This window comes from Sphingopyxis sp. GW821-FHT12F08 (assembly GCF_058806755.1).
The window spans coordinates 156441-177966 of record NZ_JBXAQA010000001.1 but is presented as its reverse complement, the minus strand read 5'-3'; the positions used below and the strand labels follow the sequence as shown (position 1 = coordinate 177966).

Here is a 21526-nt window from a genome sequence, read left to right as displayed (position 1 = left end):
GGTCAGACGCGGATCACCACCTTGCCGAAATGTCGGCGCGCGGCGAGGTGAGCAAAGGCGGCAGGCGCCTCTTCGAAGTCGAACACGCGGTCGATGACCGGTTGGAAATGGCGCGCGGCAAAGTCGACCAGCGCGGCAAGGTCGGCGCGCGAGCCGACCGAGATGCCGCGGATGACGCCCATCGTGCGCATCAGCGGCAAGGGGCTGATCACGTTCAGCGGGTCGGCGAGCAGGCCGATCAATGCGATTTCACCCTCAGGCGCCAGTGCCGCCATCGACTGCGGCAGCGTCCCGGCGCCGCCGACTTCGACGACACGGTCGACGCCGCGCCCGTCGGTCAGTTCCAATACCCGCGCGCTCCATTCGGGATGTTCGCGGTAATTGATGACATCGCTCGCGCCGAGATCGCGCAGCCGGCCGGCCTTGGCATCGCTCGACGTCGTCGCGATCACCCGGCACCCCTTCGCCCACGCGATCTGCAGCGCGAAGATCGAGACGCCGCCGGTGCCCATGATGAGCACCGTCCGTCCCGGCCCGAGCGGCGCGCCGCGATCGAGCGCGCTCCACGCGGTGACGCCGGCGCACGGCATGGCTGCTGCTTCTTCAAAGGACAATGTGTCGGGCAAGGGGACCACCGCGCGCGCCGCAACCGCCGCCTGTTCGGCGAGCACGCCGTCGACCGCGCCGCCAAGGTCGGTCGCGATCGATCCGGCCTGCAGCGGACCATCGATCCAGCCGGGGCGAAAGGGGATGACGACGCGCGTTCCGACATTCAGATCGGTGACCGCCGACCCGATCGCGACAATCTCTCCGGCCCCGTCGGACACGGGGATGATTCCCGGCTTCGGACCATAGGGCGAGGGGCCAAAGACCATCATCAGGTCGCGGGCATTGAGCGAAACGGCGCGGATGCGTACGCGCACCTCGCCGGCGGCTACCTCGGGTTCGGGACCGTCTTCGACGATCAGATGGTCGATCGAACCATGATCGCGCAGGCGATAGAAACGCATCGTGCGGATCAGGCGCCGGCGAGGATGTCGACGTTGATGCCGATGCGGTCGGCGGGGATCGTCAACGGCCGCTCATAGGAACAGTCGCGGGCGTCGCGCGCCGTCCTGCCGCTTTGCGCCAGCATCGCGCGGGCTTCGGGGCTGATCTGGGTCGCGACCGGCTGGCCGCCCCAGTCGGGCACGCATTTGCGTGCGGCAATCCGCCATTCGCCGCCGCGCTTTTCCATCCGGTCGACATAGCGTCCGCCGCCGATCGTCAGATTCTGCCCGTTGGGATCGAGCGCGGCGAACATCCAATAGGTTTCGCAATGCGCGGTGTTGCCGTCGAGCTCGCAGCTGTGGTTGGTGATGATATGCTGGTGCGTCGCCTGGGCGTTGGTGTGATAATGGTTGACCCATGCCCAGAATTCTTCCGGTCCGGCGACGACGAAGCCATGATCGTCGATCGCGTCGGGGTGATAGGCCGAGAGGAACAGGTCGCGGTCCATCCGGTCGACGCCGCGGCAGTAGCGCGTGACGACCTCGCGGATCTGCTGCTTGTCGTAAAGCTCGCGCACTATCGCTTCGAGGGACGGTTCCATGGCGGCCCCCTCAGTTCGGCGCCTGGCCCAGCGCATGGCGCGCGGCGACCCAGCCGAAGATGAAGGAGGGCGAGATGCTCGCCCCCGCGCCCGGATAAGTCTTGCCCATCACCGAGGCGGTCGAATTGCCGGTCGCATAGAGGCCGGGGATCACCGATCCGTCGTCGCGCAGCGCGCGGGCATATTCGTCGGTCAAAATGCCGCCGAAGGTGCCGACGTCGCCGGGAAAGACCTCGATCGAATAAAAAGGCGCGGTTTCGATCTCGCCCAGGGTCGGGCTCGGCTTGTGCGTGCGATCGGCATAGACGAGGTCATAGGCCTTGTCGCCGCGGTGGAAGTCGAGGTCCTTGCCCGTCGCCGCGAAGCCGTTGAAGCGTTCGACCGTCGCCTCCAGCCCGTCGGCATCGACGCCGATCTTGGCCGCCAGGTCGCGCAGCGTCGGCGCCGATTTCAGGAAGCCGCTATCATGCCAGACCTGCGGGATCGCGCCCATGCGAAAGCCCCAGCTGTATTTCCTGAAATAGGAGGCGTCCATGATCGCAAAGGCGGGAACCGCGCCATGCGCGTAGAAATCCTGACCGTTCGCCATATAGGATTGCGCCTCGTCGGCGAAGCGCTTGCCCGCCTTGTCGACCAATATGCAATGCGGCTTGGGCAGGTCGGGGACGTTCATCAGCGGCGGGCCATCGGGCGGCACCGAGGTCGGAATCCACACCGCCTGATCGGTCAGGTCGAGCGCCGCGCCATGCGCGCGGGCGATCTCGATCATCTCGCCGGTGTCGCCGGGGTTGGCGTTGGTCCATGCGGTCGACGAGGGCTGGGGCCCGTATTTCTTGCGCAGCTCGGCGTTGTGCGCGAAGCCGCCCGCGTTGATCAGCACGCCGTCGCGCGCTTCGACCCGCCAGGGTTTGCCGTCCTTTTCGGTCACCACCCCGACGATGCGGCCATCCTGTTCGACCAGGTCGGTGACGCCGGAATCGGTCCGGATATCGACGCCATGGTCGAGCGCCATCCTCAGCATCCGTCCCTGGATCGCGGCGCCCGAGCCGACCTGGTGGATGCCGAGCAGCTTGTTGCGGATCATCCGCAGGCCGATCTTCATCATCGCGAACTTGCCCGCCCAGGTCACCTTCATCAGCGTCAGATGCTTGGTTTCGGGGCGCTTGGCAGGCACGCCGAATGCGCCGCGGCGAAGCTTGGGATACCATTCCTTGCCCAGCTTCTTGATATTGAAGATTTCGACGCCGAGCGAGCGGCCCTCGGCCAGCCCGCCGGGCAGGTCGTCATGATAGTCGGACCAACCACCGTAACGGACGAAGGGCATGCCCTTGGCTTCCAGATAGTCGACCATGCGCGGACCCATTTTCAGGAACATGTCCTTGCGCTCGCGCGATGTCGAAGGACCGACGTCGCCGACCGCCGAATCCATATAGGCGCGCGCCTTTTCATCGCTGTCGTCGACGCCTTCGCGCGCCTGCAGCGGGTGGTTCGGAATCCAGAACACCCCGCCCGACAGCGCGGTCGACCCGCCGACGACCTCGGTCTTTTCGAGGATCAGCGGCTTCTTGCCGGCATCGACCGCGGCGATCGCGGCAAGCATCGATCCGCCGCCGCTGCCGACGACGACGAAATCGGCACTTTCGTCCCAGCCGCCGCTCATTCGCCATACCCGTTCTCGATGAAGTCATCGAGGCTGCGGTGGAAATTGATCACCGCGATCTCCTGCCGCGGGTTGGGCTTGGCGCCCTTGAAGGCGCGCGACTTCATGCCCTTCTGCACCTCGGCCATATTCTGGTAATCCTGGGTCAGGATCAGCCCCCAGAAATCGACGTCGGCATGATCCTGGCTCCATTCATGCTCGACCTTCTTCGCCGTGCCCGGTGCGACGCGTTGCAGCGAATAGACGTCCCAGATGCATTTGTCGGGATCGTTGCCGAAGGGCCGCGCCCGATAGCCAAGCAGGCCTGTGGGGCCCATCAGCATGATCTGGTTGGGGAACAGATGCCAGTCGACCCCCGCCGCATACATTTGTTCGGGGGTGATGCTCGGCCATTGCTGGCCCTGCGAGACGGCATTTTCATAAATGAACTGGCCGAATTTCTGCAGCACCTCCATCGGCGGCGTCCCCTCGGGCACCTCCTGCTCGACGCGGCGGGCGGCATAGACGGTCTGCACCGACGAGCCCGCATTCAGCGTCGCCGCCATATCCTCCATATAGTCGCGGATGCCGGGGCGGATGTCGGCGGTCGGCTCGCCCCCGGTCAGCCGCGGCGAGCGCGACCCCATCGGCATCGATTCCCAATAGCCGAAGTGCGAGTGGCGGCCGCGGGCATAGCTTTGCGTCCAGTCGTCGAAATAGCGCAGCATCTGGTTGTGCGTCGTCTGGACGTGATAGCCTTCGTTGAACGCCTCCAGCGCGACTTTCCAGTTGCAGTCGAAGATCGTCGACTTGCGCCAGTGATAGTTCATGCCGCCGATGTCATAGGGGTCGAGATAGGCCTTCGCCGGGGCGAGATGCTCCTCGAGGCTGACGCTGTCGGGGTCGAGATTGATATAGACCCAGCCGCTCCAGCGCCCGAGCTTGACCGGCACAAGGTTCAGGTCGTCGTCGGTCAGTGATTCCTCGGGCCATTCGTGGCGGTCGACGACCTTGGCGATCGTCCCGTCGAGCTTCCACGACCAGCCATGGAACTTGCAGAAAAGGCGCGCGGCGTGACCGCATCCCTCGGTGATCGTGCGGCCGCGGTGCGGGCAGACATTGTAATAGGCTTTGATCTCGTCGGCCGCGACGCGGATCACCATGATCGACTGGTCGACGATGTCATAGGTGTAATAATCGCCGACGTTGGGAATTTCCTCCTCGCGGCACGCCATCTGCCACACGCGGTACCACAGCTGCTCTGCCTCCAGCTTCGCGAATTCGGGCGAGATATAATGGTCGGCCGCGACGACATAGCCGGCCCCGTCCTGCTGCAGCCCGTCCTTGGTCTGAACGTTCATCGGAATCCCTCTCCTTATGCCCGTCCACTCTGCTGAACGGACCCGCGCTCCGCAATGCCGATCGCGCGCCGGCATCGATTTTTATCATCTAACTAGGTAACATGACTTTTGGCAAGGGGCGAGTCGAACCGATGCGGCGCTTTGCGCGCGCTTGCGCCTTACAGCATTTCGGGGCAAAAGGCGCGGAACGATAAAGGAATTAAACTTGTCTAACGCTTTCGTTGCAATACCGGTCGGCAATCGCAGCAATGCCGCCGCCGTACGCGTTCCCAAAACCGCCGAACTTGTCGCGAAGCAAATCCGCAACGCCATCATCCGCGGTGAATTGGTCGACGGCGACACCTTGCCGGCCGAATCGCATTTGATCGCCGAGTTCGAAGTGTCGCGTCCGACGATTCGCGAGGCGGTTCGCATCCTCGAGTCGGAAGGGCTGGTTACGGTCGCGCGCGGCGCGCGCGGCGGCGCGCGCGTCAGCTCGCCCAATTACGAGATGATCGAGCGCGCGGCGGGCATCACGCTGCAGTCGAAGAATGTCACCATCGGCGATCTGTACGAGATGCGCACCCTCATCGAGCCTCCGGCGGCGCGGCTCGTCGCCGAGCGTAACAGCGAAAAGGCGGTGCCGATCCTGCGCGAGATGATCGAGGGCGAATTGAGCCAGATCCGCGACCGCTTCGCGATCACCGCGATGATCTCCGAATTCCACAGCACGATGATCGATCTGGCCGGCAACCAGACGCTGATCATGTTCAGCCATGCGCTGCGCGGGCTGGTGGACGAGCATCTGAACCTCGCGCAGCGGCGCAATTCGGTCGATCCGGAAATCTCGCTGCGCCAGCTGAAGTTCGGCCTGAAATCGCATTCGAAGCTTGTCGACCTGATCGAGGCCAAGGATGGCGCCGGCGCCGAGGAACATTGGAAGGCGCATATGGTCGCCGCCGGCAAGGTCTGGCTGGCGCAGGTCGGACCCCATTCGGTGGTCGATCTGATCGATTAAATTTCCCGACATCGCTCTCGACAGAAGCAGTGTAATTATATAACGGATTACACTGATAACGACGAATGTGTCTGGGAGTGAGATGGATGGCCGACAAGCAGTTGGTGGCGGATTCAGCGGTTTTGCTGGAGATCTATGCGCGGGCGGCGTTGCTGAAGGCGAACGACGAACGCGCCCGCAAGGTGATTCTCTCCGGCCAGATCGCGATGGTCTATTATTCCTACCGCGGGCAGGAGATCATTCCGTCGGTCATGGGGCAGGTGTTGCGCGACGACGACACCATCTGCACCATCTATCGCGGCATCCATGACATGCTCGGCAAGGGCTTCCCGCTGAAGGAACTGTGGGCCGAACTGGCCGGCCGGACGACGGGATCGTGCAAGGGCAAGGGCGGCCCGATGCACCTGACCTATCCGCCGAAGGGGATCATGGTCACCACCGGCATCGTCGGATCGTCGGCGCCGATCGCCAACGGGCTCGCCTGGGGTGCGCAGCTCGACAAGAGTGACCGGGTGTCGGTGTGCACCTTCGGCGATGGCGCATCGAACATCGGCGCGGTGCACGAGGCGCTGAACCTGGCGGCGGTGTGGAAACTGCCGACGATCTTCGTCTGCCAGAACAATCTGTTCGCCGAACACACGACCTTTGAAAAGATGACCGGCGGCGGCAATATCGCGGGCCGCGCCGACGGCTATGGCATTCCGGGCGTACGCGTCGACGGCAATGATCCCGAGGCGATGTATTCGGCCTTTGCCGAGGCGGTGGCGCGGGCGCGGGCGGGCGAAGGCCCGACCCTGCTCGAATGCATGACCTTCCGCTTCTATGGCCATAATTTCGGCGACGACGACAGCTATATCCCCAAGGAGCAGAAAGCGGCGGCGATGGCGGCCGACCCGGTGCCTCGCCTGCGCGCGCGGCTGATCGCCGACCGCATCGCGAGCGAGGACGAACTCGCGGCGATCGAGGCGGGGATCGAGAAGCAGATCGACGAGGCGATCGAATATGCGCTGGCCTCGCCCTGGCCCGAGCCGGACGCCCTGCGCTTCGACGTCTTCGCGAAGGAGATCGCGGCATGAGCACCACGGAAAAGGCGGCCAAGCCGAAAATCACGATCATCGAGGCGATCTCGAAAGCCTATCAGGATGCCTTTGCCGAGGATCCGAAGGTCATCACGCTGGGCGAGGACCTGGCCGATCCCGAGGGCGGCGGCATCGCCAAGATCACCAAAGGGCTGTCGACGACCTTCGGCGACGACCGCGTGCGTTCTACGCCGATTTCGGAACAGGCGATCATGGGCGCGGCGATCGGCGCCAGCCTTGCCGGCTACAAGCCGGTCGCCGAGATCATGCTGATGAACTTCACCACCGTGGCGATGGACATGATCGTGAACCATGCGGCGAAGCTGCGCTTCATGTCGGGCGGCCAGACCAGCGTGCCGATCGTCATCCGCACCATGACCGGGCTGGGCTTCGGGTCGGGCGGCCAGCATTGCGACTATCTGGAGGCGTGGTTCGCGCATACCCCCGGCATCAAGGTCTGCGCGCCGTCGACGCCCGAGGATGCCTATGGCCTGCTGCGTGCGGCGATCGACGATCCCGATCCGGTGATCTTCATCGAAAATCTGCCGACCTATCGCACCCCCATGTCCTTCGAACTGCCCGCCAGCGACCATCGCGTGCCGCTGGGCAAGGCCGCCGTGCAGCGCGAGGGCAGCGACGTGACGATTGTCACCTATGCCCGCATGGCGGTGCTCGCCCGCGCCGCTGCCGACCAGGCAGCCGCGGACGGCATATCGGTGGAGGTCATCGATCTGCGCACCATCGCGCCGTGGGACCGCGACACGGTCCTCGCATCGGCGCGCAAGACCGGCCGGGTGATCGTCATCCATGAGGCGGTGAAGGAGCATGGCGCCGGCGCCGAAATCGCATCGGTGATCAACGAGGAATTGTTCGGCGCGCTCAAGAAACCGGTCAAGCGGCTCGGCGGGGCATTCAGTGCGGTGCCCTATTCGCGCCCGCTCGAAAATGCCTATGCACCCGATGGCGAGCGGATCCTCGCGGCCATCAAAGACATCGTCAGCTAAGGAGGCCGTCAGTGGCTGTGCAAGTGATCATACCCAAGATCGGCTTTTCGATGAACGAGGGCATCCTCGCCGAATGGATGGTGGAGGACGGCGCCGAGGTGACCGAGGGCCAGCCGCTCTATGCGCTGGAAGCCGACAAATCGACGAATGAGGTCGAAAGCCCGGCGAGCGGCAAGATCCGGATCATCGGCGAAGTGGGCGAAACCTATGAGGTTGGCGACCTCATCGCGGAGATCGGGTGACGGGCGTGCCGGAGGCGGTGAGCGTCGCCGATGCCTATGCCGCGGTCGTCAACGGCCGGCGCAGCATTCGCGGCTACAAGCCCGATCCGGTACCCAAGAAGCTGCTGGCCGACATCCTGGCGCTCGCGATGCGGTCGCCCTCGTCGCTCAATACCCAGCCGTGGAATTTCTATGTCGTGACGGGCGAACCGCTCGCCCGGATTCGCGCGGAGAACACGCGGCGCAACCTCGAACGCATTCCGAGCACGCGCGAATTCCGCGGCATGGAACAATATGAGGGCGCCCACCGCGAGCGGCAGGTCGGCGTCGCCAAGCAATTGTTCGGCGCGATGGGCATCGCGCGCGACGACAAGCCGAAGCGCACCGACTGGGTGTTGCGCGGTTTCCGGCAATTCGACGCCCCGGCGTGCATCGTCGTCACTTATGACAAGATACTCGTCGGCAGCGACATCGCGCCGTTCGATTGCGGCGCGGTCGCGACCGCGATCGTCAATGCGGCCTGGTCCAAGGGGCTTGGCTGCGTCATCAACAGCCAGGGCATCATGCATTCGGCGGTGGTGCGCGCGGAGGCGGGGATTGCCGACGACCAGACGATCATGATCTGCATCGCGATCGGCTGGCCCGACGAGAGCTTTCCGGCGAACAGCGTCGTTTCAACGCGCAAGACGCTCGACGAGGCGGCGACCTTCGTGGGCTTTGGCGATTAGCCGACCGTCGCGCCGTCGCCCACGGGCAAGGCATCGATATTGACGAACAGCATCCGCGCGACCTGTGGCCCGCGGTTGCGCCAGCCGTGGGCGACGCCGCGATCGACGATCAGATCGCCGGGGACGAGTTCGACTTCGCCGGTCTCGGTGACCAGGTCGATCCGCCCGGACAGCAAAATGCCGTAATCGAGCGTGTCGGTCGCGTGCATACCCGGGCCGACCAGCTCGTCGGACGGTGCGAATTCGACGATCAGGAACTTGCTCGCCCCCGGTGCAAAGGCGAAGGAAAAGGCCTGTGCCGCGTCGTCGCTGCCGCTGTTGTCGGCGGGCGCGCCGTCCGTCTGCCACAAGGCCGTGACACGCGTGCCGCCCGCTTCGGTCACCGCCCCGCCGGGGCCGTCGAACAGGATGCATGATCGGCCACCGGCATCGAGCCCGGTGACGATGCGACGGTGGCTTTCGCTCATGGCAGGCCGTCGCCGCGCCGGATCACATCCTTGCCGCCGTCGATGAAGATCGTCTGGCCGACGACATAGTGGAGGTCAGCGCTGGCGAGGAAGGTCAGCAGGGGCGCGATCTGTTCGGGCTGGGCATAACGATCGACCGCAATCGGGGTCGCCTCGGCGAGCATCGTGCGGCCTTCTGCCGTGGCGAGGATCGGCTGCGTCATCCGCGTCAGCACCGCGCCGGGCGCGATGGCGTTGAGGAGGATGCCGCACCCCGCCCAGTCGGGCCGGATCGACTGGCGGCGAACCCAGCGGCTGAGCGCGACCTTGGTCGAGGCGTAGACCAGCCGCGAATCGCTTTCGGCAAGGCGCAGCGCTTCGGCCTCGTCGCCCGACAGGCAGGCATCGACGAGCGCATCGTCATGGCCGAGGATGACCGCCGATGACGAGACGGCGACGGCGCGGGGCGCCGGGGACGCGGCGAGCAGCGAGCGCACGCCTTCGAGCAGCGCGACAGTTCCGAAATAATTGACCCCGACCATCGCGGCGACGTCAGCGCTGGCGATGCCGGCACAGGCGATCACGCCGTCGAGCCGACCGCCGCATCGCTCGGCCGTTGCCGCGACCGCGTGCGCGCGGCCGGCGGCGGTGGTCAGGTCGGCGGCGATATCGGTTTCGTCGAGGTCGAGGCCGATCGGATGATGGCCTTCCGACTTCAGCCGCGCGACGGTCGCGGCCCCGATGCCGCGCGCCGCGCCGGTGACGAGGATCGTTCGCACCGTCATCGCGTCACACGCCCAGCGCGCCGAAGCTGTCCAAATCGACCATCGCCATCGCGAAGCGGGTCGCGGCGGCGGTGTTGTTCGCCTCGGTCTGGAAATGCGATCCGTTGAGCATCCAGATGAGCAGGCCCCAGACGACGTCGCGGCGATAGGCGGCCCAGGTATCGTCGAAGGGCGGGGCGTCCACGCCCTCGGCCCGGAGGCAATCGAGATAACAAGCGAGCAACGCGCCTTCCCAGCGCCGCCGGTCGACGAGGTCGAGTCCGGCGATCAGAAAATAGCTGACGTCGATCGACCAGGCGCCGAGGCGCGGCTGCGAATCGAGGAAGCCCGGCGTTCCGTCGGCATCGACGTAGAGATTGCCCAGATGCATGTCGCCATGGTTGATAACCGTCGCCTGCCCTTCATGCGCTTCGCGCATCGCCGCGTGCGCGGCACGGATGCGCGGTGGATCGAGCAGGAAGCGCGGCATCGCCGCGCCGCGCGGGGATGTAGCATAGCCGACGAAATGTTCGGGCGTCAGTAGCAACCCGAAATAATGCGTCATCGCGGCTTCGCTGGTGTCCGGCACCCAGGCGAATTGAGTGGCCAGTTCGGGGGCGTTCCACCAGCGCGCGTGGAGCTTGGCGAGGCCAGCCAGAAAATCTTTCGCCAGTTCAAACCCGATCGGCTGCTGCAACGACAGGAAGCGCACGTCGCGCAGGCACAGATCCTCGAGGATCACCAGCGCCTTGCCCTCGCCGTCCATCACCGCAGCCAGGCAGTCGGGGACGTTGAGTCCGGTTGTCGGCATCAGGTCGTGATAGGCGTAATATTCGTTGACGTGCATCTTCTGCATCGCGGGGCTGTGCTGCTCGAACCCGACCTTCACCATCATCGTCGGCGGCAGGTCGGGATGATCGCCGGTCACCGCGAGGCGGATCTTGGTGCAAGCGCCGTGGATCACATCGACGGGTTCGATGCGGTCGATCCGAACGCCGGGAAAGCGCGGCGCCAGCGCCTCGCCCAGCCAGCCGGGCGTGATCCCGGCGATGCTGGTCGGAACCCGCACCGCCGTGTTCAGCCCGCGTCGGCGAGGATGATTTCCCCGGCGCGCGACGCCATCGCCATCGCCGGCGCATTGGTGTTGCCCGACACCAGCGACGGCATGACCGAAATATCGACGACGCGCAGCCCCTCGACCCCGCGCACGCGCAGCTTCGGATCGACGACCGATGCGTGGTCTGCACCCATCCGGCAGGTGCCGGCGGCGTGATAGCCGCTGCCGCCGATCCGGTGATAGGCGTCGACGATCTCGTCGTCGGTCTCGATCCCGGCACTGGGATCGATCTCCGCGACGACAAAGGGCGCGAGGGCCGGCTGGGCGAACAAGGTCCGGATCGCGCGGAACAGCGCGACCGACACCCGCCGGTCATATTCGGTGGCGAGATAATTGGGATCGATCAGCGCCGGCGTCGCAATGTCCGGCCCCGCGATCAGGATGCTGCCCTGGCTTTCGGGGCGCATGACATAGCCGCCGCACATCGCGCCGTGGAAATTATGGAGCGACAGCCCCGGGGTGCTGCTGTCGATCGACATCGGCCCCATGCCGAGCTGGGCGTCGGGCCGGCCGCTGCCGGGTTCGGTGCGGATGAAGCCGCCGACCTCGAACGCCGCCGACGTCAGCGGCCCCGATTTGAACAGGAAATAGCGCAGCGCGCTGAGATAGAGGCCCAGGCCCTGAAAGGCGAAATTCTCGCTGCCGCCGCGCAGCCGATATTGCGCGCGCAGCAGCCGGTGCTCGCGCATATTGTGGCCGACGCCGGGGGCATGGTGCAGCACGCCGACGCCGACGCTCTTCAGATGGTCGGCGGGGCCGATCCCCGACCGCTGGAGCAAGGTCGGCGTATTGAGCGCGCCGGCGCTCAATACCACTTCGGTCGCGGCGATGTCGCGTTCGCCCGCGGCATCGCGAATCCGCACGCCGGTGATCCGCGTGCCTTCGTGCGTCAGGCGCAGCACGTCGGTGTCGGTGACGACGGTGACGTTCGCCCGCTCCATCGCCGGACGCAGGAAAATCTTCGCCGCGCTCTGCCGCTTGCCTTTCCAGATGTTGCGCGGCTGGTACCCGAAGCCCGAGCTGTCGAGCGAGTTGAGGTCGTCGACGGTCGGCACCCCCATTTCGGCGGCGGCGGCGATCATCGCCTCCAGGATCGGCAGCTTGGTCGGATGGATGGTGATGTTGAGCGGGCCGCCCGTGCCGCGCATGTCGGACGATCCCAGTTCGTGATTTTCGAGCGCCTTGAAATGCGGCTTCAGGTCGGCCCAGCGCCACCCGTCGCAATCCCACTCGTCATAATCGCTCGGCTGCCCGCGAACATAGACCATGCCGTTCAGCGAGCTCGACCCGCCCAGCGCCTTGCCGCGCACCCAATATTCGGGTTCGTTATGCCCGCCGGTCTTTTTCGCGACATAGGCATGGGTCAGCCTGGGATCCATCAGCGTCTTGCCGAAACCGCGCGGCATGTCGATCAGCGGGTTCGAATCGACCGGCCCGCTTTCGATCACCAGAATCCTGTGGCGGCCGCTGCGGCTCAGCCGTTCGGCGAGGACACAGCCCGACGATCCCGCGCCGACGATGATATAGTCGAACGGTCCCATGTCAGATCTCGACCATGTCGAATTCGGACTTCAGCGCGCCGCAGTCGGGACATTTCCAGTCGTCGGGGATATCCTCCCACGCGGTGCCGGGTTCGATGTCACCCGCCGGATCGCCCAGCTCCTGCTCGTAAATCCAGCCGCAATTCATGCACATCCATTTCTTCATGGCGTGGCGCTCCCGTCAGCTGTCGAACTTGACCCACAGATGCTCGGGCACGCGCAGCAAATGGCCCTTGATGTCGGGGCCGGGCTTGTCGGGATCGAGCCGCAGATTGGGCAGCTTGTCGAGGATCGCGTTCAGCGCCCGCGTCATCTCGACCCGCGCCAGATGCTGGCCGATGCACAGGTGCGGCCCACTGGCGAAGGCGATGTGGCGCGTGCTGCGGCTCCGGAAAATGTCGAAGACATCGGGGTTCTCGAACTTGCGCGGATCGCGGTTCGCCGACGCCAGCACCGTGTTGATGAAAGTGCCCTCCTTGATCGGGATGCCGTCGATTTCGGTATCCTGCGCCGCATAGCGAAAGGTCGAGGTGACCGGCCCTTCCCAGCGCAGCGCCTCGTCGATCGCCTGCGGGATCAGGTTGCGGTCGGCGACGACCGCCGCCAGCTGGTCGGGATGGGTGAGCAGCCCGGTCAGCAGCACGCTCGTGCCGCGATAGGTGGTGTCGCCGCCCGCGTTCATCAGCTGGCGCAGGAACGAAATCAGCACATCGTCGGGCAATCGCTCGCCGCCGGCCTCGACCGTGGCGAGGTGGCTGATCAGGTCGGTGCCGGGGTTCTCGCGCTTCTGGGCCAGCAGCTCGCCAAAGAAGGTTCCGAGCTTGGTGCTCGCCTCGGGCCCCTGCGGCAGGCCGATCGACGACAGGATCTGCGCGATCGCCAGCTTGTGGAATATCGGCGCCTGTTCGGGTTCCAGTTCGACCTGGGCATAGATGACCTGGAAGGGGTAATGGTGGGTGAATTCCTCGATCAGGTCGGCCTCGCCGCGCCCGATGAATTCGCCCATCAGCCGGTCGACGACGGGATCGACCACGGTCTCGCCCCATTGGGTGACGATCTGCGGCAGGAAGGCTTTTTGGAATATCTTGCGGTAATGGGTGTGTTCGGGGGCGTCCATCACCGTCACCGTATTGCCGAACGAGCGGCCGAGGTTGCGCTTGAACGCTTCCTTGTTGGTGAAGATCTCGGGCTGGGTCAGCACCTTCATCACCGCGTCGTAACCCAGCACCATCACCTGCGGCAGATGCCCCATCTGGGCGTCGGGAACGTCGGTGAACTGCATGCGATAGCTGCCCTCGACCACCGCGCCTTGCCGCATCAGCTCGTGAATCCGCGGATAGGGATCGGGGCAGTTGCCGGTCGACAGTTTCTCGACCAGGAACGGATCGAAGCTCTTGTCCTCTAGATCCTCGAGGCGGGGCATGACGGTCATGATGTCCACTCCAGGCCGAGCGCCGCGACCGCGGCCCTTGAAATCGGCAGGATCGGATCGTCCTGCGGGTCGCGCGCGTTGAACATGCGGTTGTGGCACACCGCCACGGCGAGCTGTTGATCGGGGTCGGCCCAGCCGAGCGAGCCGCCCGCGCCGGGATGCCAGACGGCGCGCGGGCTGCTGACGCGGTGGCCGCCCAGCCAATATCCGCCGATGCTGATCGGGATCGGGAAACCGAACATGACCGGATCGGGCTCGTCGCCATTGTCGCGGATCGTCGAAAATCCTGCGACGCGGTCGGCCGACAGCAGGCGAACCCCGTCCAGTTCGCCGCCGCCCGCGAGCATCGCCCAGAAACGCGCCTCGTCGCGCGCGTTGAAGATGCCGCCGACTCCGGCGATGCAGGCGCGCTGGACGTCGGGCCGCGCGAACACCGGCGGGACCAGATCGACCGCCGCCGGCATCGACCGGGCATAAAGCGTCGCGGCGGGCGGCGGCGGGTCGTTCTCGTTGCGGTTCGACATCGTTGCGACGCGGCCGGCCACGTCGTCGGGGATGCCGATCCACAGGTCCGTCAGGCCCAGCGGCGCGCTGATTTCGTCGCGGATGAACCGGCGGAAGTCGCGGCCCTTCGGGTCGGTGCGGCGCACCAGTTCGCCGATGATCCAGCCGAAGGTCATCGACTGGTACAGCGTCTTTTCGCCCGGCGGCGCGAGCGGTTCCATCGCCGCGATCGCGCCGGTCATATAGTCCCAGTCGCACATTTTTTCGGGCGTCACGCCCTCGGGCATCAGCGGCACCCCGGCGCGGTGGGTAAGCGCGTGGCGCACGGTCGCCGCCGCCTTGCCGTTCTGCGCGAATTCGGGCCAATAATCGGCGATCGGCGCGTCATAGTCGATATGGCCGCGCTCGGCCTGGATGTGGAGCGCGGTCGCCGCGACCGCCTTGGTCACCGAATAGACATTGTAGAGCGTGTCGGCATCGGCCTTGCGGCCCGAGGCCGGGTCGGCCAGGCCGTCCCACACGTCCAGAACCTTCGCCCCCTTGTGATAGGCGACGACATGCACCGCTTCTTCATGCCCCGCATCGATCGCGGCGCGGATCGCGGCGCGGACAGGACTGTCGTCGACCGCCATCATACCGCCCATTTCAGATAGAGCTTGTCGACCCCGTTGACGCTGCCCGCGGCGAATTCGGCGGGACGGTCGGGATCGACCTCGAAATCGGGGATCGCGGGCAACCATTCCTCGAGGAAGATGATCAGTTCGCGCCGCGCCAGCACATTGCCGGGGCACACATGCGGCCCCGCGCCAAAGGCCGCGTGCTTGATCTCCGACGGCTTGCGATGGAAATCGACCACGGTCGGGTTGGCGTTGATCCGGTCGTCCAGCCCGTAAAGGCATTTGGGCATCTGGATCATGTCGCCCTTTTTGAACCGGATGCCCTTATACTCATAATCGCCGGTCAACTCGCGAGCGGTGTTCGGCAGGCCGTAACGGCGCAGGAATTCCTCGCACGCGACCTGCGCCAGCTTCGGGTTTTCGACCAGCTCGTGGCGGTGCTCCGGGCTGTTCGCCAGGAAATGAGCCACGAAACCGAGCTGCGAGGCAACGGTATCCAGCCCGCCGACGAGCACCAGGATCGACATGGCGAGCACTTCGGGGGGCGTCAGCGGGCGGTCGCCGACCTCGCCGTTGACGATCATCCCCAGCAGGTCGTCCTGCGGGTTCGCCCTGCGGGCCTCGATATGGCCCATCAGATAGGCGATGAGTTCGCCCTGCGACTTGGCCTTCAGCTCGATGTCGTTGCTGCGCACGGCGATCTCGGCGCGCGGCAACAGGAATTCGCGGTCGTCCAGCGGCAGGCCCATCATGGTCAGGAAGACGTTGATCGGCAGCACTTTGGCAAAATCGTCGATGAATTCGCATTCGCCACGCGGCTTCAGCTTCGCGACGAGCGCCTGTGCGGTTTCGCGTGCCACCTCCGAATATTGCCTGACCTTTTGCGGGGTGAAACCGGTCATCAGCAGCTTGCGATAGGGGGTGTGATCGGGCGGATCGAGCGACAGCGGGATCGACTTCATCCGGCCGGGGTTCAGCGGGATGTCGAATTCATTGTGGCTGAAATGTTCGTGATCGACCTGCATCACCTGGATGTCGGCAGCGCGCGTCGCGATCCAGTAACCGCCATAATGCGGGGTCCAGACGATGTCGGGGCCCTTGTGCAACTCGGCCCAGGCCATCTGGATGTCCTCGGCCTTGCCCGCCAGCGTATAGAAGTCGAAATCGACCACCAGTTCGGGCGGCACATTGTCCGGGACCGCGACTGTCTGCGGCATCATGCGTCTCCTCACCCATCGGGTCTGCGCCCGCGCTTTTCAGCAGTTCTGACGTTTGGACAGAATTTGTCAATCCGTATTGTGCCGCTTGGGACTACACGCTTCCACCACGACTCCATCGCCGCGAAGGTGCGCGCTCCGCAGCGCATAATCAAGTGACTTAGTTATCTGATTATCACCTTTTCGATTGACTCTTTGCGGGAGGAGGATTTGAGAGGAGGGGCACGAATGATATAGAGGATTGAGGATGGAACTGGGCTTCGGGGCGGAATATGACGCCTTTCGTCGGGAGGTGCGGGATTTCATCGGCCAGCATTGGCCGCCCGCCGACGGCAATCTGAAATCGCGCGAGCATGAGCGGGCCTTTGTCATCGCGGCGATCGAGCGCGGCTATCTCCATCGCTCCATCCCCAAGCGTTTCGGTGGCAGCGAGCAGGCGCCCGACATCGGCCGGGCGGAGATCATCCGCGAGGAACTGACCAAGGCGCGGGCGCCGGCCGGACGTATCCCCGGCAACGGGCTCGTCGTCCCGACCCTGCTCGAATGGGGCACCGAGCAGCAGAAGGAGCGCTTCATCGCGCCGACACTGCGCGGCGACATCGTCTGGGCGCAGGGCTTTTCGGAACCCAATGCCGGATCGGACCTCGCGTCGCTGCGCACCAAGGGCGAGCTGGTCGGCGACACATGGATCATCAACGGCCAGAAGATCTGGACCACCCATGCGCATAAGGCGACGCATATGTTCTGCCTGGTCCGTACCGAGCCCGACGCGCCGAAACATGCCGGCATCTCCTATCTCCTCGTCGACATCCGGCAGCCGGGCGTCACCGTCCGCCCGCTGATCCAGATGACGCGGCAGAAGGAATTCAACGAGGTCTTTTTCGACAATGCCGAAACCCCCGCCGACATGCTGGTCGGTGAGCGCGGGCAGGGCTGGAACGTCACGCGCTCGACGCTGAAAGCCGAACGGTCGGGCATCTCGTCGATGACCTGGAGCCTGTCGATGTTCCGCGACCTGGTGAAGATGGCGAAGGAGGTCGAGCGCGACGGGCGACCCGCGATCAAGGACCCGCGCATCCGCGAGGAACTGGCCGCGATCGAGGGCCAGCTGATGTCGCTCACTTACTCGACCTATCGCGCGACGTCGCACGACATGCACGACCGCGACATCGGGGCCTTCCAGACGATGCCGAAACTCTACATGACCGAACTCGCGGGGCGGATTTCGAAACTGGCACGCGACATCATCGAGGATGATTTCACCGACATGGGCGGCGCGCGGCTCAAATGGATCGAGCGATTCATGATCTCGTTGTCGATGTCGATCGCCGGCGGCACGTCGAACATCCAGCGCAACATCATTGCCGAACGCAGCCTCGGCCTGCCGCGCGATCGGGGTCAGGGAGCGGGCGCATGAACTTCCTCCTGTCCGACGACCAGCTTGCTCTGCTCGCCTCGATCGAGGATCTGCTGCGCGATCGCTGCGACCCGCTGCGCGTCCACAAGATTTTCGATGTCGAGGGCGATGCGCAGTTCGATGCCGACCTCTGGGCGGGGCTGGTCGAACTCGGCCTGCCCGCGATCTTCGTGCCGGAGGAGCATGGCGGGCTGGGCCTCGCGATGGTCGACCTCGCCATCGTCACCGAATTGCTCGGCGCCTATGCGGCGCCGGTTCCCTGGCTCGGCCACACGCTTGCGACGGTCGCGATCGCGCTGGGCGGCAGCGACGCGCAAAAGGCCATATGGTTGCCGAAGCTCGCAAGTGGCGAGATATTGGCGACGGTCGCGTTCGGCGAAGGACAGGGCGCGTGGTTCCCCGACGACTGGCGCCTGACGGCCGCGGGCGGTATCAGCGGCACCAAGGTGCTGGTGCCCAATGCCGCCGAGGCCGACCTGATCGTCGTCGGGGTCGCCGAAGGGCTGGCACTGGTCGACAAGAGCGCGACTTACACGACGCAGCGCATCGACAGCGGTGACCGCACGCGGCCGGTCGATACGGTGACCTTCGATAGCGCCGCGGCCGAACTGTTGCCCGACGGGCTGGCGGCGCGCGACCGGCTGATCGACGCGGCGGCGGTGCTGCTCGCCGCCGATGCCTTTGGCGGCGCCGAACGCTGCGTGAAGATGTCGGTCGACTATGCGCGGGTGCGCGAACAATATGGTCAGCCGGTCGCGGGCTTTCAGGGGCTGCGTTACCAGCTTGTCGAAATGGCGCTGGCGACCGAACCGGCGCGCGGGCTCTACTGGTATGCCGCCCATGCCTGGGACGCTTTGCCCGACAAGGCCGCGCATGCCGCCGCGCAGGCCAAGGCGCATCTGACCGACACCTATCTTCAGGTCACGCGCGACACGGTCGAGGCGCATGGCGGCATCGGCTTTACTTGGGAGCATGACACGCACATCTATATGAAGCGCGCCATGCTCGACTGGGCCTGGCTGGGATCGCCCAGCCGCCACCGGCTCCGCGCGGCGGATCTGGCAGGCTGGTAGATGGATAGCGAAGAGGGCGTCGTTCTGTATGCGGTCGATCGCGGCGTCGCCCGGATCACCCTCAACCGTCCCGAGCGCCTGAACGCGTCGAACGGCGAACTGTCGCGCGGACTGACCGCCGCCTTCACCCGCGCCGCCGCCGATCCCGATGTTCGGGTGATCCTGCTCGCGGGCGCGGGAAAGGGTTTTTGCGCCGGCGCCGACATGCGGGTATTGGACGAGCTTTCGGACGATCCGGCGGCGGAGAATTCGGGGTCTGGCGGTCTGCGCTACGACGGGCTGATGTTGCTGCCCAAGCCGGTCGTCGCGTCGATCCATGGTCCCTGCGCGGGGATCGGCCTTGCGCTCGCCTGTGCCGCCGACATCCGCATCGCCGCCGACGATGCGGTCTTCGTCGCACCCTTCGCCCGTCTCGGGCTCTGCGCCGAGGGCGGGCTCGCCTGGTCCTTGTCGCGATTGATCGGGCCCGGAAACGCGGCCGAGATGCTGATGTCGGCGCGGCGCGTCGCTGCCGACGAGGCCTATGCCAAAGGCCTCGTGTCGCGTGTGTTGCCGTGCGAGGGCTTTCATGACGCCGCCTTCGCCTATGCGGTCGACCTTGCCGAAGGCGCGCCGTCGAGTTTCGCGCTGATCAAGCGCCAGCTCGCCGATGCCGACGGCGAGACGTTCGAGACGGCGCGGGCGAAAGCTACCGAACTGACGCGCGAGACATTGCACGGCGCCGATTTCGGCGAGGCACTGGCGGCGAAGCGCGCGGGCCGTCCCGCACGCTTCATACCCGTCACCGCGCCCTTCGCGCCGCCGGTCAGCGACGGCTAGGCTTTTATTCGAGCGTCATCAGATGCTCGGTGCGATAGACTTGCAGGCCGGCATAGTCGCCCGTGCGGACGCGGTTTGCGAAATCGGGATTGGCGATCATCATCCGCCCCACACCCAGCAGGTCGAAATCGCCGCGATTGAAGCGGCGCAGCGCCTCTTCCAGCATATGCGGCGGGCCGTCGATCACAGGGCCGTCCGTCGGTGCTGCGGCCTTGCCGCCCGCCGCGACGGCGCGCAGCGCGGCCATCGCATCCTTTTCGAGCACCTCTTTCGCAATGCCCAGCGATCCGACCATCATCGTCGGCTTGCCGGTCAACCGTTTCATCCAGCCCGACAGGCTGAGGTCCGATCCCGCAAATTCGGCCTCCCAGAATCGGCGCGTCGAGCAATCGAACAGGTCGGCCCCGGCCTCGGCCAGCGGGACGACGATGGCGGCCAGCTCGTCGGCGGAATCGGCGATGCGGGCGCGATAATCCTGCTGCTTCCATTGCGACAGGCGCAGCATGATCGGGAAGTCTGGGGCAGTCGCAGCGCGGCAAGCCGCGACGACCTCGGTCGCAAAGCGCACCCGGTTGGCGATGCTGCCGCCATATTTGTCGGTGCGGCGGTTGAAGCGCGACCACAGGAATTCGTCGATCAGATAGCCATGCGCGCCATGGATGTTCACACCGTCGCAACCGATCGCCATCGCGGTCGCCGCAGCTTGAGCATAGGCCGCTATGCAGGCGTCGATCTCGGCCACGCTCATCGGCTCCTCGACCTGCACCGGATCGGGCGGCGTTTCCGATGGATCGATCAACCCGGGCATATAGAGCCCCGACGGCCCCATCGATTTCATATGGCGGTTCGCCATCTCCAGCTTCGGGTCGCTGGCGGGATAGGGGGATCGCATCAGCGCGGCATGCCAGATCTGCGGCATGAACGCGCCGCCCTCGGCATGAACGGCGTCGGCAACCCGGCCCCACGCTTCGGCGCCCGCGCCATAAATCGTCGAACTGCTCTTCATATGCATCGCGGTCGGATGGTCGATCGCGGTGGCCTCGCCGATCACCAGCCCGGCGCCGCCTGCGGCGCGGCGGGCGTAATAGGGGGCATAGGCCGGCGCCACCACACCGTCGCTCGCCGAACCGCGCCCCATCGGCGCCATGACGAAGCGATTGCCCAGCGTCAGCCGGCCGAGCTTCAACGGCGCAAACAGCGGGGACACGTCAAGCGGTTGCCCGCGGGAGCCGCCCGCCGCACTGGCGGTTATCTGGCCCTCCGGCGCCGGCGACCCCGCATCGTCCGTCGTCTCCATCGCGGCGGTCAGCAGCATCTTGGACTCTCCCCTTGCTCGACTCCATTCGTTTAAATAGTATACTGATATAATCTAGTGGCAAGGGGGAGGCGATGGCGGTCAGCGCAAGGGACACCTGGGTTGAGCGGCTTGAAAAGGTCGAGGCGCAACTCGCGATCCAGCAACTCGCGGCGCGCTATGCGCGCGCGGTCGACAGCCGCAATCTCGCCGATCTGGGTGTGTTGTTCGCTCCGCAGACGCGCTTCGGCGAGCATGGCACCGGCGCCGACGGCGCGCGCGCCTTTTACGGCCCGGTGCTCGCGGGCTTTTATCGCAGTTTTCACCAAGTGGTCGGTCATGTGATCACCGACATCGCGGCGGACAGCGCACGCGGCACCGTCTATTGCCGCGCCGAGCATGAGGATGGCGACCATTGGATCGTCAATCTGATGATCTATTTCGACCGCTATGTGCGCGTCGGGGAACATTGGCATTTCCTCGGCCGCCGTCCGCGCTTCCTGTTCGTCGGCGATGTACATACCGCGCCGCGGTCGATCGATTTCAACAAATGGCCCGGTCGCGAGGATCGCTTTGCCTGCGAATTGCCGCAATCGGATGACAGCTGGGCCAACTATTGGGCGGCCTATCCGGGCGCCATGGCCCGGGTGACCAGCCTGCCCTGA

Annotated in this window: 22 protein-coding genes; 9 read left to right on the top strand and 13 right to left on the bottom strand. The window is 65.4% G+C overall.

From position 1 onward, the window contains the following. Positions 1–2: 2 nt before the first annotated feature. Genes AC1RNQ_RS00845 through AC1RNQ_RS00830 form a run of 4 tightly spaced genes read right to left on the bottom strand, consistent with a single transcriptional unit; the run spans position 3 to position 4591 of the window. Positions 3–1010, bottom strand: a complete 1008-nt coding sequence (locus AC1RNQ_RS00845; protein ID WP_493168152.1) for a zinc-dependent alcohol dehydrogenase family protein — start codon at positions 1008–1010, stop codon at positions 3–5. Positions 1011–1018: 8 nt separating this feature from the next. Next, positions 1019–1591 carry a nuclear transport factor 2 family protein gene (locus AC1RNQ_RS00840; RefSeq protein WP_493168150.1) on the bottom strand — a complete coding sequence of 191 codons (573 nt, stop codon included), beginning with the start codon at positions 1589–1591 and terminating at the stop codon, positions 1019–1021. A 10-nt stretch (positions 1592–1601) separates the two neighbouring features. Next, positions 1602–3251 carry an FAD-binding protein gene (locus AC1RNQ_RS00835; RefSeq protein ID WP_493168148.1) on the bottom strand — a complete coding sequence of 550 codons (1650 nt, stop codon included), beginning with the start codon at positions 3249–3251 and terminating at the stop codon, positions 1602–1604. Then, the gene (locus AC1RNQ_RS00830; protein ID WP_493168147.1) at positions 3248–4591 is read right to left on the bottom strand and encodes an aromatic ring-hydroxylating oxygenase subunit alpha; all 1344 of its coding nucleotides are present in this window, start codon (positions 4589–4591) and stop codon (positions 3248–3250) included. Before AC1RNQ_RS00830 ends, AC1RNQ_RS00835 begins: the two co-directional genes overlap by 4 nt. Positions 4592–4796: 205 nt before the next feature. Between AC1RNQ_RS00830 and AC1RNQ_RS00825 the strand changes: the two genes are divergently transcribed. From AC1RNQ_RS00825 to AC1RNQ_RS00805, 5 genes are all read left to right on the top strand, one after another. Then, positions 4797–5588 carry a FadR/GntR family transcriptional regulator gene (locus AC1RNQ_RS00825; protein ID WP_493168145.1) on the top strand — a complete coding sequence of 264 codons (792 nt, stop codon included), beginning with the start codon at positions 4797–4799 and terminating at the stop codon, positions 5586–5588. An 86-nt stretch (positions 5589–5674) separates the two neighbouring features. Next, on the top strand, positions 5675–6664 hold the full coding sequence (locus AC1RNQ_RS00820; protein WP_493168143.1) for a thiamine pyrophosphate-dependent dehydrogenase E1 component subunit alpha: 990 nt from the start codon (positions 5675–5677) through the stop codon (positions 6662–6664). Further along, complete coding sequence (locus tag AC1RNQ_RS00815) at positions 6661–7671, top strand: alpha-ketoacid dehydrogenase subunit beta (protein WP_493168142.1); 1011 nt, start codon at positions 6661–6663, stop codon at positions 7669–7671. The genes AC1RNQ_RS00820 and AC1RNQ_RS00815 overlap by 4 nt, the downstream gene beginning before the upstream one ends. A gap of 11 nt (positions 7672–7682) precedes the next feature. Beyond that, entirely contained in the window at positions 7683–7913 is a 231-nt protein-coding gene (locus tag AC1RNQ_RS00810) for a biotin/lipoyl-containing protein (RefSeq protein WP_493168140.1), read from the top strand. Further along, positions 7910–8620 (top strand): nitroreductase, encoded by a 711-nt coding sequence (locus AC1RNQ_RS00805; protein WP_493168139.1) that lies wholly within the window; start codon positions 7910–7912, stop codon positions 8618–8620. Before AC1RNQ_RS00810 ends, AC1RNQ_RS00805 begins: the two co-directional genes overlap by 4 nt. Here the strand turns inward: AC1RNQ_RS00805 and AC1RNQ_RS00800 are convergent. Genes AC1RNQ_RS00800 through AC1RNQ_RS00765 form a run of 8 tightly spaced genes read right to left on the bottom strand, consistent with a single transcriptional unit; the run spans position 8617 to position 16261 of the window. Beyond that, positions 8617–9087: a cupin domain-containing protein gene (locus AC1RNQ_RS00800; RefSeq protein WP_493168137.1), complete on the bottom strand. Its 471-nt coding sequence runs from the start codon at positions 9085–9087 to the stop codon at positions 8617–8619. The two genes, AC1RNQ_RS00805 and AC1RNQ_RS00800, sit on opposite strands and share 4 nt — an antisense overlap. After that, a complete protein-coding gene (locus AC1RNQ_RS00795; RefSeq protein WP_493168136.1) occupies positions 9084–9851 on the bottom strand; it encodes an SDR family oxidoreductase in 768 nt (255 codons plus the stop codon). The genes AC1RNQ_RS00800 and AC1RNQ_RS00795 overlap by 4 nt, the downstream gene beginning before the upstream one ends. A 4-nt stretch (positions 9852–9855) precedes the next feature. Next, complete coding sequence (locus AC1RNQ_RS00790) at positions 9856–10899, bottom strand: protein kinase family protein (protein WP_493168134.1); 1044 nt, start codon at positions 10897–10899, stop codon at positions 9856–9858. An 8-nt stretch (positions 10900–10907) separates the two neighbouring features. Continuing rightward, entirely contained in the window at positions 10908–12488 is a 1581-nt protein-coding gene (locus AC1RNQ_RS00785; RefSeq protein WP_493168132.1) for a GMC family oxidoreductase, read from the bottom strand. Between the two features lies 1 nt (position 12489). Next, positions 12490–12654: a rubredoxin gene (locus tag AC1RNQ_RS00780; protein ID WP_493168130.1), complete on the bottom strand. Its 165-nt coding sequence runs from the start codon at positions 12652–12654 to the stop codon at positions 12490–12492. A 15-nt stretch (positions 12655–12669) separates the two neighbouring features. Then, positions 12670–13920, bottom strand: coding sequence for a cytochrome P450 (locus tag AC1RNQ_RS00775; RefSeq protein WP_493168128.1), 1251 nt, complete (start codon positions 13918–13920; stop codon positions 12670–12672). Beyond that, positions 13917–15068, bottom strand: a complete 1152-nt coding sequence (locus AC1RNQ_RS00770; protein ID WP_493168126.1) for a serine hydrolase domain-containing protein — start codon at positions 15066–15068, stop codon at positions 13917–13919. The genes AC1RNQ_RS00775 and AC1RNQ_RS00770 overlap by 4 nt, the downstream gene beginning before the upstream one ends. Continuing rightward, on the bottom strand, positions 15056–16261 hold the full coding sequence (locus AC1RNQ_RS00765) for a cytochrome P450 (RefSeq protein ID WP_493168124.1): 1206 nt from the start codon (positions 16259–16261) through the stop codon (positions 15056–15058). The genes AC1RNQ_RS00770 and AC1RNQ_RS00765 overlap by 13 nt, the downstream gene beginning before the upstream one ends. A gap of 244 nt (positions 16262–16505) precedes the next feature. Between AC1RNQ_RS00765 and AC1RNQ_RS00760 the strand changes: the two genes are divergently transcribed. From AC1RNQ_RS00760 to AC1RNQ_RS00750, 3 genes are read left to right on the top strand one after another with little or no spacing between them, the layout of a single operon-like run. After that, positions 16506–17675, top strand: coding sequence for an acyl-CoA dehydrogenase family protein (locus tag AC1RNQ_RS00760; RefSeq protein ID WP_493168122.1), 1170 nt, complete (start codon positions 16506–16508; stop codon positions 17673–17675). Beyond that, positions 17672–18748 carry an acyl-CoA dehydrogenase family protein gene (locus AC1RNQ_RS00755; protein ID WP_493168121.1) on the top strand — a complete coding sequence of 359 codons (1077 nt, stop codon included), beginning with the start codon at positions 17672–17674 and terminating at the stop codon, positions 18746–18748. The genes AC1RNQ_RS00760 and AC1RNQ_RS00755 overlap by 4 nt, the downstream gene beginning before the upstream one ends. Beyond that, positions 18749–19567: an enoyl-CoA hydratase-related protein gene (locus AC1RNQ_RS00750; protein WP_493168119.1), complete on the top strand. Its 819-nt coding sequence runs from the start codon at positions 18749–18751 to the stop codon at positions 19565–19567. It begins immediately after the preceding gene. 4 nt (positions 19568–19571) lie between these two features. Here AC1RNQ_RS00750 and AC1RNQ_RS00745 read toward each other — a convergent pair whose 3' ends face one another. Continuing rightward, positions 19572–20882, bottom strand: coding sequence for an oxidoreductase (locus AC1RNQ_RS00745; RefSeq protein ID WP_493168118.1), 1311 nt, complete (start codon positions 20880–20882; stop codon positions 19572–19574). Positions 20883–20956: 74 nt separating this feature from the next. Here AC1RNQ_RS00745 and AC1RNQ_RS00740 point away from each other — a divergent pair, with 74 nt between their 5' ends. Next, positions 20957–21526: a nuclear transport factor 2 family protein gene (locus tag AC1RNQ_RS00740; RefSeq protein WP_493168116.1), complete on the top strand. Its 570-nt coding sequence runs from the start codon at positions 20957–20959 to the stop codon at positions 21524–21526.

Bases quoted from the DNA above. Each gene is read 5' to 3' on its own strand.
- AC1RNQ_RS00845 (WP_493168152.1), bottom strand. From the start codon at position 1,010: ATGCGTTTCTATCGCCTGCGCGATCATGGTTCGATCGACCATCTGATC.
- AC1RNQ_RS00840 (WP_493168150.1), bottom strand. From the start codon at position 1,591: ATGGAACCGTCCCTCGAAGCGATAGTGCGCGAGCTTTACGACAAGCAG.
- AC1RNQ_RS00835 (WP_493168148.1), bottom strand. From the start codon at position 3,251: ATGAGCGGCGGCTGGGACGAAAGTGCCGATTTCGTCGTCGTCGGCAGC.
- AC1RNQ_RS00830 (WP_493168147.1), bottom strand. From the start codon at position 4,591: ATGAACGTTCAGACCAAGGACGGGCTGCAGCAGGACGGGGCCGGCTAT.
- AC1RNQ_RS00820 (WP_493168143.1), top strand. From the start codon at position 5,675: ATGGCCGACAAGCAGTTGGTGGCGGATTCAGCGGTTTTGCTGGAGATC.
- AC1RNQ_RS00815 (WP_493168142.1), top strand. From the start codon at position 6,661: ATGAGCACCACGGAAAAGGCGGCCAAGCCGAAAATCACGATCATCGAG.
- AC1RNQ_RS00800 (WP_493168137.1), bottom strand. From the start codon at position 9,087: ATGAGCGAAAGCCACCGTCGCATCGTCACCGGGCTCGATGCCGGTGGC.
- AC1RNQ_RS00795 (WP_493168136.1), bottom strand. From the start codon at position 9,851: ATGACGGTGCGAACGATCCTCGTCACCGGCGCGGCGCGCGGCATCGGG.
- AC1RNQ_RS00785 (WP_493168132.1), bottom strand. From the start codon at position 12,488: ATGGGACCGTTCGACTATATCATCGTCGGCGCGGGATCGTCGGGCTGT.
- AC1RNQ_RS00780 (WP_493168130.1), bottom strand. From the start codon at position 12,654: ATGAAGAAATGGATGTGCATGAATTGCGGCTGGATTTACGAGCAGGAG.
- AC1RNQ_RS00775 (WP_493168128.1), bottom strand. From the start codon at position 13,920: ATGACCGTCATGCCCCGCCTCGAGGATCTAGAGGACAAGAGCTTCGAT.
- AC1RNQ_RS00770 (WP_493168126.1), bottom strand. From the start codon at position 15,068: ATGGGCGGTATGATGGCGGTCGACGACAGTCCTGTCCGCGCCGCGATC.
- AC1RNQ_RS00765 (WP_493168124.1), bottom strand. From the start codon at position 16,261: ATGATGCCGCAGACAGTCGCGGTCCCGGACAATGTGCCGCCCGAACTG.
- AC1RNQ_RS00760 (WP_493168122.1), top strand. From the start codon at position 16,506: ATGGAACTGGGCTTCGGGGCGGAATATGACGCCTTTCGTCGGGAGGTG.
- AC1RNQ_RS00755 (WP_493168121.1), top strand. From the start codon at position 17,672: ATGAACTTCCTCCTGTCCGACGACCAGCTTGCTCTGCTCGCCTCGATC.
- AC1RNQ_RS00750 (WP_493168119.1), top strand. From the start codon at position 18,749: ATGGATAGCGAAGAGGGCGTCGTTCTGTATGCGGTCGATCGCGGCGTC.
- AC1RNQ_RS00745 (WP_493168118.1), bottom strand. From the start codon at position 20,882: ATGCTGCTGACCGCCGCGATGGAGACGACGGACGATGCGGGGTCGCCG.
- AC1RNQ_RS00740 (WP_493168116.1), top strand. From the start codon at position 20,957: ATGGCGGTCAGCGCAAGGGACACCTGGGTTGAGCGGCTTGAAAAGGTC.